The organism is Anaerococcus kampingae, assembly GCF_046365475.1.
GTDB classification, from domain to species: Bacteria; Bacillota; Clostridia; order Tissierellales; family Peptoniphilaceae; genus Anaerococcus; species Anaerococcus kampingae.
Genome location: NZ_JBGMEF010000016.1, coordinates 1 through 23,626, shown reverse-complemented (window position 1 = coordinate 23,626; position 23,626 = coordinate 1). Strand labels below are relative to the sequence as shown.

At 36.0% G+C, this 23,626-nt stretch carries 19 protein-coding genes; 11 read left to right on the top strand and 8 right to left on the bottom strand.

The annotated features are described in order from the left end of the window. The 9 genes from ACCQ42_RS03390 to ACCQ42_RS03350 all read left to right on the top strand — a co-directional run bounded on the left by ACCQ42_RS03390 (position 1) and on the right by ACCQ42_RS03350 (position 13,293). Positions 1–783, top strand: a complete 783-nt coding sequence (locus ACCQ42_RS03390; protein ID WP_410035378.1) for a hypothetical protein — start codon at positions 1–3, stop codon at positions 781–783. A gap of 108 nt (positions 784–891) precedes the next feature. Next, on the top strand, positions 892–3,588 hold the full coding sequence (locus ACCQ42_RS03385; protein WP_410035377.1) for a hypothetical protein: 2,697 nt from the start codon (positions 892–894) through the stop codon (positions 3,586–3,588). Next, positions 3,572–4,033: a hypothetical protein gene (locus ACCQ42_RS03380; RefSeq protein WP_311532077.1), complete on the top strand. Its 462-nt coding sequence runs from the start codon at positions 3,572–3,574 to the stop codon at positions 4,031–4,033. The genes ACCQ42_RS03385 and ACCQ42_RS03380 overlap by 17 nt, the downstream gene beginning before the upstream one ends. Positions 4,034–4,160: 127 nt before the next feature. Next, positions 4,161–6,251, top strand: a complete 2,091-nt coding sequence (locus ACCQ42_RS03375) for a hypothetical protein (RefSeq protein WP_410035376.1) — start codon at positions 4,161–4,163, stop codon at positions 6,249–6,251. A 184-nt stretch (positions 6,252–6,435) separates the two neighbouring features. After that, on the top strand, positions 6,436–8,913 hold the full coding sequence (locus tag ACCQ42_RS03370; protein ID WP_410035375.1) for a hypothetical protein: 2,478 nt from the start codon (positions 6,436–6,438) through the stop codon (positions 8,911–8,913). A 170-nt stretch (positions 8,914–9,083) separates the two neighbouring features. After that, positions 9,084–9,485 (top strand): DUF2752 domain-containing protein, encoded by a 402-nt coding sequence (locus ACCQ42_RS03365; RefSeq protein WP_311531152.1) that lies wholly within the window; start codon positions 9,084–9,086, stop codon positions 9,483–9,485. A 12-nt stretch (positions 9,486–9,497) separates the two neighbouring features. Next, on the top strand, positions 9,498–10,148 hold the full coding sequence (locus tag ACCQ42_RS03360) for a zinc ribbon domain-containing protein (protein WP_410035374.1): 651 nt from the start codon (positions 9,498–9,500) through the stop codon (positions 10,146–10,148). Beyond that, positions 10,148–11,077 carry a DUF4234 domain-containing protein gene (locus ACCQ42_RS03355; protein WP_410035373.1) on the top strand — a complete coding sequence of 310 codons (930 nt, stop codon included), beginning with the start codon at positions 10,148–10,150 and terminating at the stop codon, positions 11,075–11,077. Before ACCQ42_RS03360 ends, ACCQ42_RS03355 begins: the two co-directional genes overlap by 1 nt. A 155-nt stretch (positions 11,078–11,232) precedes the next feature. After that, positions 11,233–13,293, top strand: a complete 2,061-nt coding sequence (locus tag ACCQ42_RS03350) for a glutamine synthetase III domain-containing protein (RefSeq protein WP_410035372.1) — start codon at positions 11,233–11,235, stop codon at positions 13,291–13,293. Positions 13,294–13,327: 34 nt separating this feature from the next. On the opposite strand, the gene brnQ is transcribed toward ACCQ42_RS03350, so the two are convergent. The 6 genes from brnQ to ACCQ42_RS03320 form a co-directional block, all read right to left on the bottom strand. Then, positions 13,328–14,635 carry a branched-chain amino acid transport system II carrier protein gene (gene brnQ, locus ACCQ42_RS03345; RefSeq protein WP_410035371.1) on the bottom strand — a complete coding sequence of 436 codons (1,308 nt, stop codon included), beginning with the start codon at positions 14,633–14,635 and terminating at the stop codon, positions 13,328–13,330. A gap of 656 nt (positions 14,636–15,291) precedes the next feature. Then, positions 15,292–16,512, bottom strand: a complete 1,221-nt coding sequence (locus ACCQ42_RS03340) for a diphosphate--fructose-6-phosphate 1-phosphotransferase (RefSeq protein WP_410035370.1) — start codon at positions 16,510–16,512, stop codon at positions 15,292–15,294. 10 nt (positions 16,513–16,522) lie between these two features. Continuing rightward, positions 16,523–17,326 (bottom strand): Cof-type HAD-IIB family hydrolase, encoded by an 804-nt coding sequence (locus ACCQ42_RS03335; protein WP_106461583.1) that lies wholly within the window; start codon positions 17,324–17,326, stop codon positions 16,523–16,525. 18 nt (positions 17,327–17,344) lie between these two features. Then, positions 17,345–18,151, bottom strand: a complete 807-nt coding sequence (locus tag ACCQ42_RS03330; RefSeq protein WP_410035369.1) for a Cof-type HAD-IIB family hydrolase — start codon at positions 18,149–18,151, stop codon at positions 17,345–17,347. A 1-nt stretch (position 18,152) separates the two neighbouring features. Further along, a complete protein-coding gene (locus ACCQ42_RS03325) occupies positions 18,153–18,638 on the bottom strand; it encodes a PTS sugar transporter subunit IIA (protein ID WP_410035368.1) in 486 nt (161 codons plus the stop codon). 126 nt (positions 18,639–18,764) lie between these two features. Continuing rightward, positions 18,765–19,334, bottom strand: a complete 570-nt coding sequence (locus ACCQ42_RS03320) for a DUF3783 domain-containing protein (protein ID WP_410035367.1) — start codon at positions 19,332–19,334, stop codon at positions 18,765–18,767. Positions 19,335–19,440: 106 nt separating this feature from the next. Between ACCQ42_RS03320 and ACCQ42_RS03315 the strand changes: the two genes are divergently transcribed. Continuing rightward, complete coding sequence (locus ACCQ42_RS03315; protein ID WP_410035366.1) at positions 19,441–19,932, top strand: hypothetical protein; 492 nt, start codon at positions 19,441–19,443, stop codon at positions 19,930–19,932. Positions 19,933–19,975: 43 nt separating this feature from the next. Here ACCQ42_RS03315 and ACCQ42_RS03310 read toward each other — a convergent pair whose 3' ends face one another. Together ACCQ42_RS03310 and ACCQ42_RS03305 are read right to left on the bottom strand one after the other, a co-directional pair. Next, positions 19,976–20,803, bottom strand: a complete 828-nt coding sequence (locus tag ACCQ42_RS03310; RefSeq protein ID WP_410035365.1) for a Cof-type HAD-IIB family hydrolase — start codon at positions 20,801–20,803, stop codon at positions 19,976–19,978. Between the two features lie 17 nt (positions 20,804–20,820). Next, on the bottom strand, positions 20,821–22,203 hold the full coding sequence (locus tag ACCQ42_RS03305) for an alanine/glycine:cation symporter family protein (RefSeq protein WP_410035364.1): 1,383 nt from the start codon (positions 22,201–22,203) through the stop codon (positions 20,821–20,823). A gap of 250 nt (positions 22,204–22,453) precedes the next feature. Between ACCQ42_RS03305 and ald the strand changes: the two genes are divergently transcribed. Continuing rightward, positions 22,454–23,563, top strand: coding sequence for an alanine dehydrogenase (gene ald, locus ACCQ42_RS03300; protein WP_265214176.1), 1,110 nt, complete (start codon positions 22,454–22,456; stop codon positions 23,561–23,563). Positions 23,564–23,626: the final 63 nt, after the last annotated feature.

Genomic DNA, 23,626 nt, shown 5'->3' with positions numbered 1-23,626 from the left:
ATGAAAAAATACACAAAAATAGCGGCTCTTGCCCTAGCCTTTGCCTTTGTGGGGCCAAATATAGCCTTTGCGGATACAAAGATAGATCAAAAAATCGAAGAGTTAAAGATCGAAGAAAAAAAGCTTCAAGAAGAATATGACTCAATCTATGAGACTTATTCAAATATCCAAGGCAAATCCAAGGCTTATATAAGCAAGAGTGGTCAGTTTGTAACAAACGAAGAAGCCATAAGGGCTAATCTTTACAATGTTTCTTCACAGCTAGATAATTATGTCACAAATGTAATCCCTTCTATAGAATCAGCCATGCTAAGCGTAAACCTAAGCCAGGGAGCAAGGCTAAATGGCTATGAGATAAGGGCAAATAATGCCGAAGACTTATATAAATATGTCAAATCATATTTTGTAATGAAAGAAGGGACCGATAAAGAGGTTTATGACAAGCTTTTAATCTCTTATGTCAATGCAATATCAGATTCTGTAGTCTTGCCAAAAATTGACCAAGCCCTAAAGCCAATATCTGAAAAGCTTCAAAAGCAAAAAGAAAAGCTAGATAGGGTAAGTCTAGAGCTTAAATACTACAAAAGGGAAAAGAACAAAGATTCAATTGAAATGTTAAACAGAGCCATAAAAAAGGCCGAAATCCAATTAGAATCTTGCTACAATCTCATAAAATTTGCACCAAAAACAGTGGCCAAAGTCCGCTATAAGCTAGATGGCCAAATCAAGGACCAAGAAGAATTGATTAAAAAGGCCAAGCTAGCCCTAGCCCAGTATTATTAAAAGCTAAGGAATATTGAAATTTAGGACTTTATTGACAAAAATCATCAAAGACATATAATTATAAGATAAGAATAAATATTTTTTAAAATAGAGTCCATGGAGAATGTGATGAAGAAACAACTACTGACAAGTATTTTGGCCCTAGGCCTAGTCCTAAGCACGCCAATAAGTACTATAAATAACCCTTCCTATGCTTCAGAGGCAAGCAATCAGGAAACAGATACAAAAATCAATGACCTAAAAGCTTATGTTAATGATTATAATAACAAAGTCGCTAGCAATTCTTATAGGCTAGCAAGTGATGAGAGCAAGAAAGCCTATGACCAAGCTTATAGTCAAGCGAATGAATATCTTAAGAGTGAAGATAAAAAAGCAGACCAGCTTGATGGTCTTTCTATGAGCCTAAAAACAAGTATTGAAGACCTAGAAAAAAGTGCTAAAGAAAATCAAAAATCTTTGAAAGTAGCGATAATAAAAGCAGGAAAATTATTAGATAAAAATAAAGAAAAGGTCGATGATAAGGACCAAGCCTATATCGATATCAACAAAGATTTGACTAAGGCGAAGGATATCCTTAAAAATGAAAATTTAGAAAAAGCAGCTGGCAAAGAACTCATAGACTTAAAAGAAGCTATCAATAAGAATTTCTTAGATCTAAAGGAAAAGTATGAAGATAAAGAAGAATATGAGGTAAGCGAAGAAGAAATCAAAGCCCTAGATAAAGAGCTAAATCCTGAAGAAACAAAAGTTAATGGCTTCCAAGATGCCATAGATGATAGAGATAAACTTCTTAATAGTCATGAAGAATTCATAGGCTCAAATCTTTATAAGGAAGCTAAAGCAGAACAAAAAGCTGCCTATAATAAAGCCTACGATAGTCTTAAAAACATGACTATCGATAAGGATGATAAGAGCAATGCAGCTTATAACAAAATTTTAGAAGCAGTTAAAAATGCCTATCAAGAAAGATATACTATAGACGGAAAAGACTTAAATCTTAAGACTGTAAAGACAGATAAGTCTGAAAAAGATAAGCTAGAAGAAGCTAAAAAGACATTAGATGCCTATATAAAAGATAGGGAAAATATCGAAAAAATCCTAAAAGAAGACAAATTTAAAGATGATAATATCCTTAAGGATTCCTATAAAGAAAATATTGAAAAAGCTATAAAGCTTAAGGAAAACAAAGAAGCTAGCGTAGAAGATTATACTAAACTTAATGATAAGCTAAAAGAAATCACGGATGAAATTAAATTAAAAAGTCAAACTACCGGTTTTAAAACTGTAGAAGAAGCAAGGGCAGCCCTTAAAATCCTAGTTGATAACAAGGATAATATCAAAAAAAGCACAGCCTATACAAATGCTGAGACTGAAGCTAAAGATGCCTATGATAAGGCCATAAAAGATGGAGAGTATATCCTAAATAAACTTGCAAATGGTGAGAAATTAAGTATTGAGGAAGTAAAAAAAGCTCACGATAAAATCCTAGAATCAATCTTAAATCTAGAGTACAAGTCATCTGATAAGCTTCAAAAACTTGTAAATGAAGATGAAGAGTTTAGAACAAGTAAGAATTACAAAGACCTTGAAGAAAATTCTAGCAAGAAAGAAACAATAGATCATTACAATAATCTCATCAAATTAGCCAAAGAAGAGCTTGCCAAGACAAGTCCTGATAGAGCTAATATCAACCTATTATTAAAGGCAATCAAGGATAGTAAGGATGAGATAGATGGCAAATTATCAACACCTGCTAGAAAATTAAATTATGAAATCTATATCTCTGATGTATTCAAAGGACTAGATGCCTATAAAAAACCTAAAGATAAGGATGCAGCAAAGGAATATGATGGCTTCTTGGAACTTGCTAAATATCTAAAAGACTCTGGAAAAGCAGATAGTAAATTAGCAGGTCATATCTTAGAAATCCTTACAAATGCGAGAAAGTATTTGGGTGGGGACATAAGCAAGGAAAGGTACACCATAAATAAAAATTATATCCTTCTAAAGATGGTAAAAGCCGATGAGGATTATAAGAATGTAAATCAAGTATCTAGAGAAAGGCTTGAAAAAGCCCTAGAATTAGCCGAAGACTCAATGAAAAATCCTGACGATAAGGATAAGCAAGCAAAGGCTCTCCAAAGCCTAGGCGAAGTCTTAGAAGATCCTTCAATCAAGGCTATCATCAAAAAGATATTCGACAGTAACCCTCTCAAGGAAAGAAAAGACCTACTAAATGAGCTAAATGTCCTTGTTTCAAATGATAAGAAATTAAAAGAAGGCAGCTTTAAATATCAAAAGGCCAAAAAGGTAAACAGGGATGCCTATGACCAAGCCCTTGCAAGCGCAAAGGAAGTCGTAGCTAAGGATAAACCAAGCCTAGATGAGGTTAATAGAGCCCTTACAAATCTAAAAAAAGCTATCGAAAATCTTGATGGCGATAAATTTGAAGAAAGCATAAAAGCCCTAGCCAAAGAATTTAAGGAAAAGCAAAAACTAATCCCACAAGATAAGAGACAGGCTATGGCTGACAGGATTAATAGCCTAAATGAGCCAGGCAAGACTATGGATGATTATGAGGCGGTCAAAAAAGAATTCTATGACCTAATCAATGATAAGAAGGTAAGTGTGACAACCACAACAGTCGCACCAACAACAAGTCCTGTCCAAACCGTAACAAAAGCAGGATCTCCTGTAAAAACGGGTATAAATGGAATAGCAAAGGTTGCTATAATTTTAGTAGTAGCCGCTATAATATATGTAATTTTGAAGAAAAAAGGAGAAAACAATGAAATTAACAAATAAAAAAATAATAGCTATACTTTTAGCAGCAGCAACACTTACAGCTTGCGATGGCCTAAATGGAAGCAAAAAAGAAGCTGAAAATACTGAAAAACCAGCTGTAGAAGAATCTCAAGAAAACAAAGAAGCAGAAACAAAAGAAGAAACAGATGCTGACAAGGCTGATTCAGAAGAAAAAGACGCTGAAAAGAAAGAAGGCGAAGAAGATTCTGAAAATGCAGACCAAGCTGATGCTGATAAAGAAGAAGCAGTAACAGATGCTGGTCAATCAACAAAAGAAAAGCTTGAAGATGCTGTATTTAACAACAGAGTACAAGCAAGAGCAGCAGAAATCCTACTAGAACAAACACCTGAAACAATAACAAATATAAAGGATAAACTAGAAACTCTAGTAGAAGAATCAAATGCACTAATCGAAAAAGCTGAAAAAGCATTAGAAAGTCTATAAAATGTAAAAAGCGGGCAGGAATGCCTGCTTTTTATATTTTATAAATTGTCAGTATCTTAAAATTACTATAAAAAAGTCGTTGTAATATTTGTAATCTATGATAAAATATAGGTAAGTGGAGGAGATTATGAAAAAAACACCTATAAAATACGGACTCCTAAGCCTAGCTCTTCTCATATCCTTACCAAACCAAGTAAGAGCAACAGAAGAGCCAGCAGAGCCGATTACAAATATAACTGAGCCTAGCAAAGAAGAAGTGGCTAAGCCAGAAGAAAATAAAAAACTAATAGAAGATAGTGAGATAGACAATACACCAGCCCCAGCCGCAGAAAGTCAAACACCAAGTGTTAATAATACATACCAAGCGCCAAGTGTGCCTAGCCCTAGGATAAATCTCACAAGCCCTACTACTAGTCCACAAAATACAAATTACCTAAGCCAAGCAGGCAAGTTTAACCTAGAAGAAGGACCAATCAAGGTCACAGCCTATAAGACTGAACTAAATAAAAAAATAAAGGATGATAAAAACAATTTTACCCTATCATTCATGCTTGGCATCCATGCCAACTCTTTAGACAGCGAGTATACCATATCAGTATTTGCCCTTAAAAATAGCGAAAATAAGACCCTAAAGCTTGTTAATGTCATAAGTGATTCTAATGTCAAAACAGGCAAAAATCTCCTAGATAAGACAGAACAAATAGAAAGTGAAGATGTCCTTGGTTTTAGGATTAAGACAAACATTTCAGACTATGCGAGCATAAAGATAGAAGCAAACTTTGATCAAGATGCTAAACCAGGCGATTATTCTATATATTATATAGTAAGCAAGGGTGAGGATAAAAGTTTTGGCAAGGTAGATGCAAAAATCACCAAGAAAGATGAAGATGACTTTGAGCTAGATACAAAGCCTGAATTAAGAGATTATGAAAATAAAGAAGCTAAAAAGGATGACCCTATTACAAAGCTTCCTTACAAGAAATACCTAATTAATGATAGCAAGGAAGAACAAAATTTGGGCGCTTATCTTGACCTAGACTCACCAGACTTAAGCAAGTCTAAATTTGTGATAAATTATATAGATCCAAATCTCCTCGTAGAAAAAACAGAAACAATAGCAAATCCAAAGACCTATCAAATACCAGCCTTTAGCCTAGCTAGGATAGATGTCCTAGATAAGGATAGCAAGGAAGAAGTCAAATCTGCAGCAGTAGGAGTCTATGATTTTAAAGATTCAAAAAGGACAATGGGAGATTTGATAATCAAGGCTGGCGAAAATAAAGATAGGAAAAATGATAAGTCAAAAGAGCTAATCAATTCTTTAAGAACAGCCAATAAAGACATGGAAAAGGCCCTAGAAGCAAGGGTAAGCTCACCTGTAAGGAAAAATGATGAACCATCAGATGAGGAGCTAGAGCTACTAACAAATAGGCTTCTAAACCACGCAAAGATTATAAATACGATAATTAGACAAGTATTATTAAATAGCGAACTAGAAAGCTTAAGAGAATTAGAGCTAAGCGACAAAGAGGCAGCTGAGGAGGAATATAGAAATATAGCCCTTCTTTTAAAGCAATCACAAGATCTTAAGGAAAAGGCAGCCGATAAGCTTATAGCCTATGATGAAATCGACCTAAAGTCAGACTATGCCGAAGGTAATCCAAGTGAGGCTAGAAATCTAGCCTTAGACTTTGCAGATGATACAGATATAAATTACCTAACAGATTTAACTGACGGGAAAGATAAAAATTATAAAGAATTTTTAGAAGAGTTAAGTTCTAAGCTAGGTCACGCTATGACAAAGGTAGAAACAGTCACAATCACAAGCGAAGAAGACAAAAAAGAACAAGCTAACAAAGAAAACTTAGAAGATAAAAAAGAAGCTGACAAGGAAAAGGAAGCCCCTAACGAAGACGGGGCTAAGGATGAAAAACTTCCAGAAAATAAAGAAGAAGTAAAAGAAGAAAAAGAAACAAAGGAAGAAAATAAAGAAAATCCTCAAAATCCAAAAGAAAAGCAGGAAGACAAACCTGCCAAAGATGAAAAGCAAGAAAAAGAAAAAGTTCTTCCAGAAAATCATCTAGAAAAAAAGGATGGAAAGAAGGAAGAGAAAAAGCCTGAATCAAAGGTTAGAATCAAAAACTCTTACCCACTATTAGTAAGATACTTAAGAAATCTAAATAATAGGACAAATTTCTTAAATAATCAAAAAAATTAAGATCAAGTAGAGATAAAAACTAAATAAATTTTTAAAAAGCATCATAAATGGCTAATTATAGCCAAGTGGTGCTTTTTATTTTTTGCAAAAAAATCCTATTTCTTAACATAAATTTAATGATCCATAATTTATAATTAAATAAAAACTTATAAAGTAAAGACAATTAATTATTAAGGAGAATCAAATGAAGAAAAGAAATCTTGCAAAATTTGCCCTAATCACAGCCCTGTCGACAAGTATATTTTTTAATCACATTGAAAGTCCTCTTGCGGCAAAAGAAGATGTAAAAGCAGCCATAAATAATCAAAAAAATGAAGATGCTATCAAAAAACTAGAAAAAGAAATCCAAGAAAAGCAAAGAGAGCTTAATGCAAGAATTAAAGAGAAAACTCGACTTGAAACTGAGATTTCAGATTTAGAGAAGAAATTAGATGAGATAAAAAGTAAATTTGATAAAGAAAGCAAGGCTGATCTAGCCAAGTTAAATAAACTAAAAGAAGAAAAGAAAATCGCAGAAAAGGCCCTAAAAGACCTTCAATCAGAGAAAAAAGCAGTCGAGCAAAAGAAAACAGAACTAGAAGGTAAAATACAAGCTAATAATGAAAAAATCGCTGAATTAAAATCTACAGACAAGACCCAAGTAGAAAAAGATATAAAAGAAGCAAAAAGTTCAAAGTCTAAAGAAGAAAGCGCAAAAACAGCCTTAGAAAATAAATTAGCAAAAGAAGTAAAAGCTCACGAAGATTTACAAAAAGAATACCAAAAGAATAAGGCATATAGCGAAAGACTTGAAATAGATATAAACTCAAAGAAAAACACCCTAAATGAATTAAAGACAAATCTTGAAGAAACTCAAAAACAAATCAAAAATGCTGAGAATAGAAATCAAAATATTGATAAAACAAAAGAAGAATTAGCAAAAGCAAATAAAACAATAGAAGATTTTGAAAAAATAGAATCAAAACAGTTAGATAAAATAAAAGCTAATGAAATTAGAATAAAAGAGCTTAAGGCTAAAAATCAGTTATATAATGATGAAATAGAAAAAAAGATTGATGAATTAGAAGCTAAATCAAAAGAACTTGAAGAGAAACAAAATGCTTTACAAAAAGAAATTGATAGCTTAATTTCAAAAAAACAAGGTCTTGAAAGTAAGAAAATTGAAGCCCAGGGAGAATTTGACAAACAAAAGTTAGAAGCAAATGGCTTAGATGACGAAATTAAAGAAAAAGAAAGAAATATTGGGGATCTTGAAGTAAGCATTGAAAATGCTGAAAATTCTAATGAAGCAAATAAAGAAGAGACTTTAAAAGAGCTTAAGAGTAGGTTGGATAAGACTAATAATGAAAAAAACACTCTAGAATCCCTAAAAAATGAAGCGGAAAACAAAGCAAATGAAGCTAATTCAAAAATAGAAGCTTACAAAAAAGAAATTCAAGATACTCTAAATAGTATAAGAGAAAAAGAAGAAGAACAAAAAACAAATGCAATAAAAATAAATTCTACAACAAGTGAACAAGAAAAGTTATTAAGAGAAAAAGAGCAAAATAATATAAATCCTGATGATATAGATGAAATAAAGAGATTAGAGGCAGAGAATTCTGCAATTAGAAATAATATAGACAAATCAAAAACACATATAAATCCATTCTTAGAAGCAAAGAAAAAATATGAGAGAGAAATAGAAGAATATAATAAAAAAACTGAGGAGTTTAAAGAGTTAAACTCTAAAAAAGAAGATTTAACTAGTAGGATTGATAAGCTTAAGGGGGAAATCTTAGATAATGAAAATACTAAGAAAACTAATGACCTTAAAGTAGAAAAAATAAAGAAGCAATTAGAAGCTGATTCAAAAGCAATAAACGAAATAAAGGCTGATATCAAGGCAAAAGAAGCAGTTATCAAAGGTCATGATGAAAAAATAAGAGCTAAAGAAAAACTTCTTAAAGAAATTGAAAATAAAGAGGCTAGTAAAAAAGCTCTTGAAGCTGAGAATGAAGCTTTAAATAAAGAACTTGCAGCAAATAAAAATAAGCTATCAAGCCTTGAAAATAAAAAGAAAGACCTTGATAATGAGGATAAAAAGCTAGATGAAAATATTAAGACACTTAAGGATAGCTTAGATAAAAGAGTTGCTCCAGAAATGGCTAAAGACTACAAGGAAATAAAGGGCAAGCTTGATCAAAAGAAGATTTCTCTTAGACAAATCCTTGAAGCAATCAAAAAAGATGAAAAGATCCTAAATGCTAAAAAAGTCGGCCTAGAAGTCCTAAAAAATAAAAAGGCAAAAGAAAATCAAAAGCCAGAAAATAAGGGTCAAAATAATAAGCCAAGCTCACCATCAGATAATAAGCCAAATACTAATAATAAAGCAAATAATAATGATAGTAAGTCAAATACTAATAATAAGTCAAAGGATGACGACAAGAAGACAAGTGAGGATGCAGAAAAGCTTAAAAAAGAGAAATTTAGAGAAGCTCTAGTTAATCTAAAAATGGCTTATAAGAGAGCCTTATCTGTCCTAGAAAGAGCAGAAAACTATATGAAAACTGCCAAGATGTCTGAAGCAAAAAGAGCTAAGCTTGAAGTCTTAGTAATAAGACAAAAACTTATCTTAGAGAAGGTAAGAATCCTAATCGAAAAGCTTGAAGCCAAAGCTTAGATAAAAAATTTTAATAATATTAAAATACCAAGTCAAATCTGACAAGATAGACTTGGTATTTTTTTGTTAAATTCCAAAGAAAAACAAAGAAAACTAGTAAATAATAGAATTTCACTTATTAATATGATATAATAATAATATATCATTTGTTAAAGTATGAAAGGACAGCGATGAAGGATAAAACCAAGGATTTTATATTTTTTATATTAGCAATTATAATTTTTTATGCATTGCTTTTTGCACTTGGTTTTACCTGCCCAATCAAGGCGCTGACAGGGATTTCCTGTCCAAGTTGTGGTATGACGAGGGCTTACTTTTCCCTACTTAGGCTTAAGCCGTCTTTGGCCTTTGCTTACCATCCGCTTTATCCCCTACCAGCTATTGTTTTAGTGGCTTATATATTCAGGGGGAAACTTTCAGATAGGTTTAAGAAAATCGCCATAGCTTTGGGACTTATCTTAGTATTTGCTGTTTATTTTATAAGGATGGCTGATCCTAGCGATGATATAGTAGTATGTAGGCCTAGGGATTCGATAATTTATAAGGCCTATGAGAGTATTATTAAAAAGTAAAAAGGAGTTGAGATGTTTTGTAAAAATTGTGGGGCTGAGCTAAAGCCAGGCGCTAATTTCTGTGCCCAATGCGGTAGCCCAGTTGACCAAGAAAAAATTCAACCAGCAAGCGAAAAAGTCGAATTAAATCTTGATGAGAAAAAAGAAGAATTTTCAGAAAAATTTGACGAGAAAAAGCAAGAGGCTGCTGAAAGATTAGAAGAAGTAGGCAAAGATCTAGGAGAAAAGGCTGAAAAAGTCAAGGAATCTGTAGAAGAATCTCTTGATACAGCCAAGGAAAATATTGAAGATACTGCTCAAGAAGTAAAAGAAACAGTAAAAGAAACTGCCCAAAAGGCTGAAGAAACTCTCGATCAAACAGTTGAGGATATCAAGGAAGATGTTGAAGTTAAGCCAGCTAATAATTTATTTGAAGAAAAAGCTAGCAGTGATGCAATAGATGGATTTTCCAATGATGAAAATATGGTAGACAATGAGCCTATCTTTAAAAGCATGAAAGATATGGAAAAAGACGCATCTAATGAAGCAAGCATCGAGATAAAGCCAAGTGGCCTTGTGAAAATCATTGCCCTAACAGGCCTTGGAGCAGCTTCTGTTTGTGCAATTCTTTTTGCAATTGACCTTCTTAGGTTAGTTATATTTACTATAGGAGGTATTTTCTAATGTTAGGATTTTTATTTTCAATGGCATTTAACCTATTGGCCAACCTTCTTTCTTTAGTTTCTGTAGTATTTTTCGGCTACAGTTTATATACAGTTGCTAGCCAGTGGAACAAAACTGATAACCAAGACCTTTTTAACCTTACAGTTATAAGTGGTGCATTTATGATTATAGTAAGGATAATTGACCTAATAATAAGAAAGGTAACCTATTATGATTTCTTCTTTAGGCCAATTGTAAGTGTGATTCTAATACTCTTAGCTATTGGGGCACCAGTTTTAATATACCTAGTAGCTATGTCTGCTGGTGATGTAATCTACGAAGAAGGATATTTTAACAAATTAAGCGACACAGAGTTTTTGAAATCAGAAATAATGGCTGCCTTTGGTCTATTTATGACTGAAATAGGAAAGATAAGCTCAAAATTTGCTAAGGATGCTGATGGAGCCGCTAAGGCAAAAAGCGGAGCAAATGGAGCTTACCAAGATTCAGATGCCTTTAAATATACAGGAGATTCAGGAGATTTTCACGGAATGCTACCAGAAAGAAGATCATTGATATTATTCTTACTATTAAATTTAATTACTTGCGGATTATATAGTCTATATTTTGTCCACACAGTATCAAGAGATGTAAATATTGCTTGCGCAGGAGATGGAGAACACACTAGTGGTGTATTAAAATATCTAATTTTAACAATCCTAACTTGTGGTATTTATAGTATTTATTGGGATTATGCCCTAGCAAATAGAACTGCAGCAAACGGTCATAGATATGGCTACCATATTCAAGAAAATGGAGCAAGCGTGATATTATGGCTACTTCTTGGTTCATGGATATGTGGACTTGGATATTTTGTAGCAAGAAATATTACAATCAAAAACGTAAATAAGGTATGTAGAGGCTACAACCAAAAAAACCCAATTTACTAAAATTAAAAAATCATAGCTTGTGATGAGGTCATAAGCTATGATTTTTTTATTTGTGAAATCTTACTAAGAATAATTATTTAGGTCCATTTATAATTTTTCTTTACGCAGGTATAATGAAAAAGTAAATTTGCTAAAGAAAATTAGGGAGTAATATTTTGGAAAAGTTTGGAAATATGGCCTTTGATAAGAAGACTATGAAGGAAAATGTGCCTTATCCAGTTTACCTAAAATGGAAAGAGGCAGCAAGAGGAAATGCAAACCTAGACAGAGAGACAGCTGATTCTATCGCTCATGCCATGAAGGCCTGGGCTATTTCTAAGGGTGCTACATCCTACACACATTGGTTTCAGCCCCTAAATGGCAAGACTGCAACAAAGAAAACCGCCTTTTTGAGCAGGGATGATAAGCATAATCCTATCTATAGGTTTTCGGGTAAGGAACTAATCAAGGGAGAGCCTGATGCTTCATCCTTTCCATCCGGTGGAATGCGTTCAACTTTTGAAGCCAGGGGCTATACATATTGGGATTTGACAGCCAATTCCTTTATCTTAGACAAGGTCCTCTACATACCATCAGTCTTCGTTTCATTTTATGGGGAGAAATTAGATAAGAAGCTACCTCTAATAGAGTCAATGAACATGGTAAGCAGTGAAGCCGCTAGGATTTGCAATCTTTTTTTGAAAGATGAAACAACCTATAGGGTCAAGGCGAAGCTTGGTCTTGAACAGGAATTTTATCTTATAGATAAGAAATATTTTGACAAGAGAATTGACCTCGAATATTCGGGCATGACCCTAATTGGCTCTGAGCCGATGGTTGAAAAAGAGCTGGTTTCCCATTATTTGGGTGCTATTCCTCAGAGGGTCAATGATTTTTATGAAGATGTCAATAAACAGCTTTATGACCTAGGAATCTACATGGAAGCAGAGCACAATGAGGTGGGTCCAAACCAATTTGAGATAGCGATAATGTTTGAAAATGCAAATATTTCTGTGGATAATAACCAGCTTTTGATGTACATTTTGGAAAAAACTGCCCTCAAGCACGACTTGGTTTGTCTTCTTAAGGAAAAGCCTTTTAAGAATATGGCAGGATCAGGCAAGCACAACAATTATTCCCTTGCCACAAATTATGGTAAAAACTTATTTTCACCAGGCAAGGACCCAAAAAACAACATGACCTTCCTCTTGTTTTTGGCAGCCATGATAGAGGTTTGTAACGAGTACCAAAAGCTAATCAGGATAGCTTCATCATCTGTCACCAACGACTACAGGCTAGGAGGCGATGAGGCCCCACCAGCCATTCTTTCTGTCTTTGTGGGACTTGATTTAGAAGAAATCCTAAAGGCCATAGCTAGGGGAGACTTTGAAGGACAAGTTCCATCTAACAAGGTTAAAATACCTCACCTGGGCGAGCTAAAAACTGATTCATCAGACAGAAATAGGACATCGCCAATAGCCTTTACCGGCAATAAATTTGAATTTAGGATGCTTGGCTCATCCAAATCTGCAGCAGACTTAAATACAGTCTTAAATATTGCCATGGCAGAATCTTTAAAGAAAATCGCTGATAGGCTAGAAAAGGCCGATGAAGAATGGCGAAAAGAAGAGGCTTATGCCATAATCAGGGAAATATATGAAGCCAATAAGAGGATTTTATTCCAGGGTGATGGTTATTCAGAAGAATGGAAAAAAGAAGCTCGTGACCGTGGCCTTGATAATTATCCAAGTTTTCTAGAAGCCCTAAAGGCTGCAAAGGAAGATGGGGCCTACGATATATTTGAAAGGGCGGGAATCTTTACAAGCAAGGAAATTGAATCTATAATCAATGTTGAATTTGAAGAGGTGATTAATTTCTTCTCTTCCCAGCTAGAGATTTTAAATAATATGATCCAGCAAGAAATCCTCCCATCAGCTATGAGGGAAATCAAAGAAATCAGGGATTACCTGGCCTTTGTGGACAATGATAAGCTTAAGGCAAGGGCTAATAAGATTAATGAAGAAGTAGGAGAGCTTCTTGATTATAGCGAGAAAATCATAAATATCTTAAAAAAATCTGAATCTATAAAAGATAGAGAAGACAAGGCTTTTTATTTGCAAAATCAGACCAGGAGCCTAGCAGAAAAGATAAGAGAAATCTCAGATTGTCTGGAAAAATTAATATCAAGAGAAAATTACTCCATGCCAAATTATGTGGACATGCTAAAATCCTTATAAAAAAGGCGAGCAATATGCTCGTCTTTTTAAGTATTTACTTATAGGTCACTTTCTTGCCTAGGCCAAGCTTTCCTAAAATTATTCCAAGGATGAAGCATATTAGGGAAGGGATGAACCAGGTGAAGCCAAATTTTGCTAGGGGTAGGTTTTGTATAAGGTCTACAAGTCCTATAAGGCCAAATTTTTTGCCAAAAGTTTCTATGACAGCTGTTATAATTACTGCTGTAACCATGAGGATGTAGGCCATGTTGTAAGGGACTTTCTTATCAAAAATCATATAAAAGGCCAGGCAAATTATGATTGGATATCCTATATTTAGGACTGGAGCTGCAAGGTTTATTATAGCATCCACACCCAAAGATGAGATGAGAAAGCTTGCTAGGGTTACAAAGATTGCTGTGTAAAGATATTTTATCTTGCCATTTGTTAAGTTTTCGATAAAATTACCAGCTGATGAGGTAAGGCCGATGGCTGTTGTAAGGCAGGCTAAGCTTACTGAAATGCTTATAGCAAATTTGCCGAAATTTCCTAGGACCATGTAGACTAGGTTTATTAGGATTTCTACACGGGAGTCTGCTTGGGAAAATATTCCACTGGCATTAGCCCCTAGATAGGTAAGTCCTCCGTAGACTAGGGCTAGAAAGACTGATGCCACACAGCCTACAGCTATGATAAAAGACATTTTTTCCTTTTGATTAGTCTTGCCATAGCCCTTTCTGATCATGTCTGTTACGACAATACCAGTAAAAAGGGGAGAGGCAAAGGCATCGATTGTTTGGTAACCTTCGTAGAATCCTTTTACGAAAAATCCATCCTTAACATCGCTAGGAACTGGCATTCCTATTGGACTAATAATAGCCTTAACTATTAATACAAATAGGAAAAATAGGAGGAAGGGTGTTATATATTTGCCTATGATATTTACTACACTTGTTTCCCTAAAGGAAAGGATAAAGGTGATGGCAAAAAATCCTAAAGTTACAGTCCAGATAGGTAGGTTTGGGAAAAAGGACTTAAAGCCTACCTCATAGGTAGTAGCTGCTGTCCTTGGGATAGCAAAGGCAGGACCTATGCAGATGATAGACGCTATAGTTAAAATGTTAGAAAAGTTGGGTCCCACTCGCTTGCCGATATCTACAGCACGCCCTCCAGCAAAGGCTGTCATGATTACTGCAAAAATCGGAATAACAGGGTCTGCTAGCAAAAATCCTAGCATGGTAGAAGCCCATCCATCTCCAGTTATGACACCCAAATAGGGTGGAAAAATTAAATTGCCCGCACCAAAAAATATAGCGAAAAGGGCAAGTCCGCTAATAAGTATGTCTTTATTTCTCTTGTTCAAAATTGTCTCCTTGTATGTAATTCAGACTATCATTATACCTTAGCTTTTAAAAATTCAAAAAAATGTTTATTTTTTAATTAGTGGAGGATGAGAGAATTGAAAATTGTAATAGAGTTTTTATTTAATGAGTATAGAATTTAATAAAATAGTTAATATAGAAGTTCTTTGTTTCGAGCTAAAGCTCGACCACTCTGCCTCTACACCAGTCCTTCCTCAATCTTCTTACAGAAGATTGGGATAGGGCTTCGCGTGGGGCTCCTCAGCTACGGCATCAAGCCTACCAACCATTTGCTTCACAAATGGGGTTAGGCATAGATACGCGCCGGAGGGGCGTGTCTCCATGAGCCGATGGGCTTGTTTCCTTATCTCGAGCTTGTCGAGAGATCTATTAGTTCTGCTTGGGTGTTTGCTAATTTTTTTATCCCTTTGAATATTAACGGATTGTTGTTCTTGGGTTTTTGTTGACTACGAAATACCCTGTTAGGCTTCTCCAGGTTGGTCGAAGCAAGGGTGGAGTGTCTTTAGGCTTGTTTCCTGGAGCCGACGGGCTTTTCTCGCTTCGCTCGAGATGAAGTTTGCAAGGCGTCTTTACTCTAGATAATTTTAATGATTTTATAGTAAAAATTCCTACAGCTGAAAGCCATAGGAATTTGTTTTTATTTTATAAAATCTTCTTTCTCAATAAAGACTGGCATGCCGTCTTGGTAGGTCTGGGCTATTTCTCCCTGGATTAGTGGGAGGCAATAGTTTATCATTTTTTCTTCTAGGGTTTTCTTATCACCTAGCCAATCTACAGGAATCATCATCTCTCTGTTGGCTATTTCTGATGGTTTGACCTCTGTGTAGGTGACTTCATAATTATCATTATTAGATCTTCTTAGGACTGGGACTAGGTTGGTGTGGTCGATTCCTAGCTCTGTTGCCCTATAGCCTAGTTTGTAGGCTTCTTCTGCATCTGTCTTACTTATTAGGGTGTTGGTCCTTTGGACTGTGTTTAGCTCTATTGCCCTGGATTTGATCCCTAGCCTTTCTCTAACCATGGTTGCTAGTCTTTCGCCAACTCCTGCTACTACTGGGTGGTTGAAACCGTCCTTAGAATTTGAAAAGACTTCTTCGTTTAGCTTATCTTCTAGGTCCCTAAAGCCTTCAGCTAGGGCTACTATGAGGTTGTTTTCAGCCTTTAGGGCCTCTTTTATTTCATCAAAGATATCATCTAGATATTTCTCATCTTCTGGTATATAGAGTAGGTTGACCTGATCTTTTTTGGCCTTGTGGTTGGCCACAAGAGAACTTGCTGCAAGCCAGCCTGCGTGGCGACCCATTATTTCCACAAAGGTCACGCTTTCTAGGTCATAGATATCGACATCTGTCCTGATTGTCCTGATTGTGGATGCTATGTATTTGGCAGCTGATCCGTAGCCTGGGGAGTGATCCATACCCATTAGGTCGTTATCAATTGTCTTAGGGCATCCTATGACATGGATGTCTTCGATTTTCTTCTCTACCATGTATTTATTTAGTTTTGTGACTGTGTCCATAGAGTCGTTGCCGCCAATATAGATAAAGAGGTCGATGGCGTTTTTCCTTAGGACTTCAAAAATTTTGGCATAGTCTGGGTGGTCTAGGTCATCTGATAATTTATACCTGCAGGAACCAAGTATTGATGATGGCCTGGCCATAAGTTTTTTGCCGCAATTGTCCTTGGCAAAGATTTCCTGGTCGACTTCTTCTATATGTTCTTTGAGGATGCCTTCGATGCCGTTATTTGATAGGTAGATATGGTTAAAGTCATTGTCTATGCCACCTTCAATAGCACCTGCAAGAGATGAGTTTATTACTGATGTAGGTCCACCGGATTGGGCTATAATTACATTCATTATCTTCTCCTTAAAATAAATATTCTTCTAGGTAGGCTGCTATCCCATCTTCATCATTTGATAAGGTGATGTGATCGGCGATTTCCTTAATATGGTCAACTGCATTGCCCATGGCAACCCTTGTTCCGCCGATTTCAAACATTGTTATATCGTTCATTTCATCGCCAAAGATTAGGATATCATCTGTACCTATGCCTAGGATCTTGGCTGCTTCTAGGACAGAATTGCCCTTTGATAGGCCAAGGGGCATGACTTCGTGGTAGAACCTCAATGATTGGACTTGGACAGTCCTGTCAGCAAATTTTTCTATTAATTTTTGGCGAGGCTCGTCAATTTTTTCTGGGTCTGCTGCGAAGAGGAACTTATTTGGCTCAAAGTCAATGCTATCTCTGATGGTCTTATCTTCCTTAAGAGGGACACCTAGGTTTTGGGCTTCCCAATTGCTATAATGCTTGCTAGCATCATCTGTTATTATGTAATCTCCCTTTGGCACCATTAGCTCTAGGTCAAGATTTTTGGAAAATTTTAGGATTTCTTTGGCAAGACTTAAGTCCATTGGATGGTTGGCTAGTATCTTCTTTTCTTTATAATCATAGAGCATGCCACCATTAAAGGATGAGATAAGACCACCAAATTCGTCAAATTTGAGGGCAGAAGCTAGGGCATAGATTCCAGAAGTAGGCCTTCCTGAGGCTATCATGACCTCATGTCCTTCTTTGCTTGCCCTTATTAGGGCGTTTTTTGTCCTTTCTGTAATTTGACTCTTGCTATTTACAAGTGTTCCGTCTACGTCTACTACAATTAGTTTCGTCATTTTCTTCCTTTCTTTTCCTTACAAAATATTCTTTTCTAAATATAGGGCTATGCCGTCATCATCGTTTGTCGGGCAGATATCATCGGCAAGATTTTTGATATAATCACTGGCATTTGCCATGGCAATTCCAGTGCCTGCCAGCTCTATCATGGTTTCATCGTTGATTTCATCGCCAAAGGCTAGGGTATCCTTGTGATCAATTCCATAAAAGTCAGCTATTTCCAAAAGGCTTCTGCCCTTGTGAATACCAGCTGGCATGCAGTCTAGAAATTGAGGCATGGAATGGATCGGGTTTACCTTATCCTTAAATTTTTCTTCAAAATCTGACTTTACTTTTTCAATCAGACTAGGTTCTGCCGAAAATAAAAGTTTGTTTAGGTCAAAATCAAGCTTATCTGTTAAATATTCTATGATTTCTACTTCTAGCTTGTTTTTCTTTGAGAGAAAGTCAAGGTCGTAGGCATCATCTTTTTCTGCAAGGATTTTATTATCGTGATAAATTAAGTAATCAAGGCCAAGGCTTTTGCCGTAAGCAATCATTTCTTTTACGACTTCTCTTGGGATAGTGTGGTTTATGATTGGCTGATTTTTGGCAAGGTCAAAGACTAGGGCGCCATTGGAGCTTGCAACAAGGCCTCCATAGTGCCTATTAAAAAGCTCTCTTGCCACCGTAATTGATCCATAGAAGTCTCTGCCAGTGATGATTACAACCTTGTGTCCGGCATTTAAGACTTTTTCTATTATTTCTTTACTTTTCTTACTTATGGTATTTGTGCTTGTTAGTAGGGTCCCGTCCAGGTCTACTGCAATTAATTTTTTAGTCATCTTATAGGCTAAAGAGCTCGTCTCCTACTTCTACATTTTCTGCTTCTGATAATTTAACTTTTTTGATGGTTGGATTAGTGATAACTACTGGGGATTCTAGGCTATAGCCAGCTTCTTTGATCGCATCAAGATCAAATTCTAGAAGGAGGTCGCCTTTTTTGACCTCTTGGCCAGATTTTACAAGTGCATTAAAGCCCTTGCCTTCAAGCTCAACTGTCCCTATGCCAACATGGACTAGGACTTGGATGCCTCTTTTACTTTCAACTCCAATAGCGTGTTTGCCGTGGGCAACCATCGTAATCTTGCCATCGCATGGGGCAAAGACCTTGCCCTCATCGGCTATGATAAGAGCACCAGGCCCTACGATTTGTTCAGAAAAAATTAGGTCGCGGCAATTTTTTATTTCTGTAATTTCCCCCTTGATTGGGGCATAAAATATCTTGTCTTCTTTGGTAAATATATTTTTTATGTCATCTATTATTGACATTGGCTCACCTCTTTTTATGTACGCAAAACTGTCTTTTAATCACTATACCACAAATGAAGTCTTTGTTACCTTTATATGTATAAGTTAAAAAACTAGCAAATAAAAATTCGCTAGTTTTTCTTGTGATTATTTATTTTCGTTTTCTACCCTTATATTTTCATCTAATAATTTTAGGTAGTAGGTCTTGGCCATCTCTATGCTAAAGATAGATGAATCCTTGAAAAAGGCCTTAATTTCATCGATTAGGGCCTTGGTTTTGGCATCTTCACCATATTTTTCCTTAAGGTCTGAGGCCTTTTCTAATTGGCCATTTATCTTATGGATAAGGCCCATAGTCCTTGCTTCCCTGTCATTTTCTATTAAAAGCTCTCTTAGGGACCACTTGATATTATTTTCTGTAACTCCTGCCTTGTGTTGTACATTGACCTGATTATTTCTAAGGGCATCGATTACATCAAACATCTTTTGATTGTCAAAATTAGAAAATAGGATGAAGTCAAAGTCGATATTTGCTTCTTCATCTATTACTTCCTTTTTGCTTTCATCAAAGCCCTCAAGGCCTAAAAGGTAGCCAACTAGGTGGTCTACTTCCTTTTCATCTACTTCTATTATGTTTACATCGTGGGTGTCGCATATTGCTTTAAATTTATCAAAATCACTATTTAAGTGGGATTTATAGTATAAAATATCTGCCATTTTTTCCTCATTTCTTTTACTAAATACATATAAATTATACTAATCATAAAATTTTGTTCAAATTCTAAAAAATGGGTATAAATTATTTAAGAACCTAGGAGGCTATATGACTGAAAGAGTAATTAATTTAGAAAAAAAACTAGTTAAGACTGATAAAATTTTAAGAAAGGTGCGTCAGACTAGGGCTATTGTGATTAAAAGCCTACAGTCTATTGACAATAAATATGATTTTTCTGCAAGTTCCTGGCTTAGGGGAAATTTCCTCGGTAATTTTATAAGGGGATCAAAGATTGATAAGATGAACAAAAATATCGACAGGGTCCAAAAGTCTATGCTTAAACTTGAGGCTGACCTCATGGTTTATGATATTGATAATGACACAAATCTTGCAGGCTTTTTAAAGCTCCCATCAAAGATGAGCGAATCGGGCAAGGTGACTAATAAATTTACCGATATTGGCCTTAGGGCTTCGATGAGATTTAGGCAATTTGATGTAGTTGTAAGCCTTAGAAATCTGGAAACTCTTATAAAAAGGCTTGAAGAAATTAGACATGAACTTAAAAATGACCTTAAAGGATCTATGGGTTATTTAGAATGAAAAAAATGACTAGGCAAAAGTTAAACTTTCGCTTAGTCATTTTTTATGCAAAAATTTCTAAATTATTGTCAATTAGCTTGTTTATAGCATAGGCTACACCATTTTGTAGGTTAGACTTGGTGATGAATTTGGCGTGTTTTTTTAATTCATCGACTGAATTTGCCATGGCCACAGGAAAGCCAGTTTGCTCTAGCATTGGTATGTCGTTTTTCTCGTTGCCTATGGACATGATTTCATCAGGAGTGATATCTAACATCTCCGCCATAAGCTTTACGGCGTGGCCCTTGTTGGCCTTTTTGTTCATAACCTCTATGAGGAAGGGTGCGGTTTGGACTGCATAATAATCTTCATTAAGGATTTTTAGTTTGTTTTTAAGTACCTTATTTATACTTGCTCTTGAGCCTAAAATCAGAAATCTACCGAAGTCCTTGTCTTTGGCTACTTTGTCGTAGTCAATCTTAGTTAATTTTAGCTGGTTGATTGCTGCATCCATTTGAGTGTAAAAATTTGGTTCTTTATGCCTTGAATAAAAACCTATATCATCCATAGCGGATACTTCTACATCATAAGGAGTCATTAGGTCATCAAGTTTTTTAAGATCATCAATAGTTTGGAAATTTCCGCCAATTGCTTTGCCGGTCGCATTATCAAAGATATATGAACCATTCTGGCAGACTGTAAAATGCCCCTTTCTATTTAGGCCTAGCCTTCTTATATATTTTTCCATTGAATGATATGGCCTGCCGCTGGCTAGGGCTATATGGACTCCCATATCCCTTGCCCTATCGATTGCTTCTATGTTTTTTTTGCTGAGTCTCTTAAGTGGGGTAACAAGTGTACCGTCCACATCAATAGTAATTAATTTGATCATACTACTATTATACTATATTATTTTATATTTAAGAGGTCTTTGTACTCATCAGGTGATTTACGAATCCTTGTTGGGTCTTTAAAAAAGTCAGTTGCAAGCCTTTTAACTACAGGGCCTAGCATGATTAGGGCGTAGAGGTTTGGTAGGGCCATTAAGGCATTTAGGATATTTGCAATAATCCAAACAAGGCCCAGATCAACATTTGCACCAACAAAGACAAAGATTATATACAAAATCCTATAAGGAATTACAATCTTATCTCCAAAAAGATAGGTGAGGGCGGTTTCTCCATAATAAGCCCAACCCATGATTGTAGATAGGGCAAAAAGAGTTAGGCCAATACTTACTACATAAGACCCGTAATTTGTGGACTCTGCGAAGGCATTTGCCACAAGGCTAGAGGCATCAGAGCTAGATGTCCATGATATTTGGCTTGTTAGGATGACAAGGGCTGTCATGGTACAGATAATAATTGTATCAACAAAAACCTCACTCATTCCCCAAAGCCCTTGGCGGCAAGGGTGGTCAGTAGAAGCGCTGGCGTGGGCTATAGGTGAAGAACCAAGGCCTGCTTCGTTGGTAAAAACACCCCTAGCAACACCAGATGAAATAACTTGTTTAAAAGTAAGGCCGACAAAAGATCCGCCAAGGCTAGCTGGTGAAAAAGCTCCTAGGAAAATTGATTTGAAAGCCGGAATTATATAGGCCCTATTTAAAAATAAAAGATAAATAGAACCGAGTATATAAAGTAGGCTCATAAGAGGGACAAGCTTTGAGGTAACCTTGCTTATTGAAGAGATCCCTCCAACAATTACAAAGCCAACAATAATAGCCAAGATAAGGCCTGTAATAACAGGATTGATATTGTAATTGCTCTTAAGGACACCTGCTATAGCGTTTGATTGGGTAGAATTACCTATACCAAAAACAGCAATACCAGCAAAAAGAGCGAAAGTTTTGGCAAGGCCATCCTTTCCTAGACCATTTTTAATGTAATACATAGGTCCACCCACAAAGCGTCCGTCTTTATTTTCCCTAAAGGCAAGGGCAAGGCTTACCTCGGAAAATTTGGTAGCCATACCGAAGATAGCGGCCACCCACATCCAAAAGATAGCCCCAGGTCCACCCAAGATAATGGCAAGGGAGACACCTACGATATTGCCGGTACCGACAGTAGCAGCAAGGGCAGTAGAAAGGGCCGCAAAAGGAGAAATATCTCCGTCATGGTCCTTATGTGACTTATCAAACACCTTTAGGAGGGTATTCCTAAGGGCAAAGCCAAGTTTTCTAAATTGAAGGCCGCCCAAAACAAGAGTCAAGATAAGGCCAGTGCCCATAATGCCGACAATAAGGGGGGCTGCCCAAAGAAATGTATTAATTGCTTCAAAAAAATCTTTCATATGTATCTCCTTTCATAAATAGTATTTTATTATTTTATCCGCATTTTTATGATTTACAAAAATAAATATTTTCTTGTCAATCTACTCGCAAAGCCCTAAAACATCTCTAAATTTATTTCGATAAACTTATAAATTGACAAGGAAATTAGCATATTTTATAAAAAAATTATAAGAAGAATTTATTCTTATGCCTAAAACCGGTATAATGTAGAAGTAAAGACGAGTTTAACAGATTAAGAAAGGATATAAAATGATTATAGGAATACCTAAAGAGATTAAAGACCAAGAATCTAGAGTGGCTGTAGTACCAGGTGCTGTGGCTGATTTAGTTAAAAATGGAAATGAAGTTTTAATAGAAAAGGGAGCAGGCGTTGGCTCTGGAATTAGCGATGAGGATTATGAAGAAGCAGGTGCAAAAATAATTGATAAGGCTGCTGACGTATGGGAGAAGGCTGAGATGATCTACAAGGTCAAGGAGCCTCTTAAGGAAGAATACAAATACCTAAGAGAAGGACTCATCCTTTATGCCTACCTCCACCTAGCTGGAAATGCTGAGCTTACAGAAGAATTGCTTAAGAAAAAAGTAACTGCAATTGGTTTTGAAACTCTAGAGAAGGATAGAAAGCTACCACTTCTTCAACCAATGAGTGAGATTGCTGGTAGGATGGCTGTCCAAGAAGGGGCAAGATACCTAACTAAACCAGAAGGTGGCAGGGGAATCCTCCTTCAAGGTGTGCCAGGAGTAAGACCTGCTCATGTTGTAATTGTAGGAGCTGGTACAGTTGGTACAGCAGCAACAAGGATAGCAGTAGGTATGGGAGCTAGGGTAACAGTTCTAGATGTAAATATCGATGCCCTAACCAAACTTCACAACCTCTTCCCAGATAAGATTGAAACCCTTTATTCAAATCCACTAAATATAGACGAGGCAGTAAGTGGGGCGGACCTAGTTATTTCTACAGTCCTAATCCCAGGTAGACGTGCTCCTCAACTTGTAAAGGTAGATACAGTCAAGAAAATGAAGGAAGGTTCTGTAGTAGTGGATGTGGCTATAGACCAAGGTGGTTCTACAGATATCACAAAAGATCACGCAACAAGCCACACTGATCCAGTATTTAATAAATACGGCGTAATCTTCTATGCTGTAGCAAATATACCAGGTGCAGTAGCTATGACATCAACCTACGCCCTATCAAATGCCACAACCCTCTATGCAAAGGCAATAGGCAAGGAAGGACTTGCGGCAGCTGTTGAGAAATTCCCAGAACTTAAGAGTGGGATCAACCTCTATGACGGCAAGGTAGTCCTAGAATCAATAGCAGAAGATACAGGTCACGACCTAGCTGAATTAAATCTTTAATTAAAATAAAAATGCCAGGGAAACTTAGATTTTCCTGGTTTTTCTTGTATGACGGGCATGTCC

Bases quoted from the DNA above. Each gene is read 5' to 3' on its own strand.
- ACCQ42_RS03305 (WP_410035364.1), bottom strand. From the start codon at position 22,203: ATGAAAGATTTTTTTGAAGCAATTAATACATTTCTTTGGGCAGCCCCC.
- ACCQ42_RS03370 (WP_410035375.1), top strand. From the start codon at position 6,436: ATGAAGAAAAGAAATCTTGCAAAATTTGCCCTAATCACAGCCCTGTCG.
- ACCQ42_RS03325 (WP_410035368.1), bottom strand. From the start codon at position 18,638: ATGTCAATAATAGATGACATAAAAAATATATTTACCAAAGAAGACAAG.
- ACCQ42_RS03375 (WP_410035376.1), top strand. From the start codon at position 4,161: ATGAAAAAAACACCTATAAAATACGGACTCCTAAGCCTAGCTCTTCTC.
- ACCQ42_RS03355 (WP_410035373.1), top strand. From the start codon at position 10,148: ATGTTAGGATTTTTATTTTCAATGGCATTTAACCTATTGGCCAACCTT.
- ACCQ42_RS03380 (WP_311532077.1), top strand. From the start codon at position 3,572: ATGAAATTAACAAATAAAAAAATAATAGCTATACTTTTAGCAGCAGCA.
- ACCQ42_RS03315 (WP_410035366.1), top strand. From the start codon at position 19,441: ATGACTGAAAGAGTAATTAATTTAGAAAAAAAACTAGTTAAGACTGAT.
- ACCQ42_RS03365 (WP_311531152.1), top strand. From the start codon at position 9,084: ATGAAGGATAAAACCAAGGATTTTATATTTTTTATATTAGCAATTATA.
- ACCQ42_RS03340 (WP_410035370.1), bottom strand. From the start codon at position 16,512: ATGAATGTAATTATAGCCCAATCCGGTGGACCTACATCAGTAATAAAC.
- ACCQ42_RS03335 (WP_106461583.1), bottom strand. From the start codon at position 17,326: ATGACGAAACTAATTGTAGTAGACGTAGACGGAACACTTGTAAATAGC.
- ACCQ42_RS03330 (WP_410035369.1), bottom strand. From the start codon at position 18,151: ATGACTAAAAAATTAATTGCAGTAGACCTGGACGGGACCCTACTAACA.
- ACCQ42_RS03320 (WP_410035367.1), bottom strand. From the start codon at position 19,334: ATGGCAGATATTTTATACTATAAATCCCACTTAAATAGTGATTTTGAT.
- ACCQ42_RS03310 (WP_410035365.1), bottom strand. From the start codon at position 20,803: ATGATCAAATTAATTACTATTGATGTGGACGGTACACTTGTTACCCCA.
- ACCQ42_RS03385 (WP_410035377.1), top strand. From the start codon at position 892: ATGAAGAAACAACTACTGACAAGTATTTTGGCCCTAGGCCTAGTCCTA.
- ald (WP_265214176.1), top strand. From the start codon at position 22,454: ATGATTATAGGAATACCTAAAGAGATTAAAGACCAAGAATCTAGAGTG.
- ACCQ42_RS03360 (WP_410035374.1), top strand. From the start codon at position 9,498: ATGTTTTGTAAAAATTGTGGGGCTGAGCTAAAGCCAGGCGCTAATTTC.
- ACCQ42_RS03390 (WP_410035378.1), top strand. From the start codon at position 1: ATGAAAAAATACACAAAAATAGCGGCTCTTGCCCTAGCCTTTGCCTTT.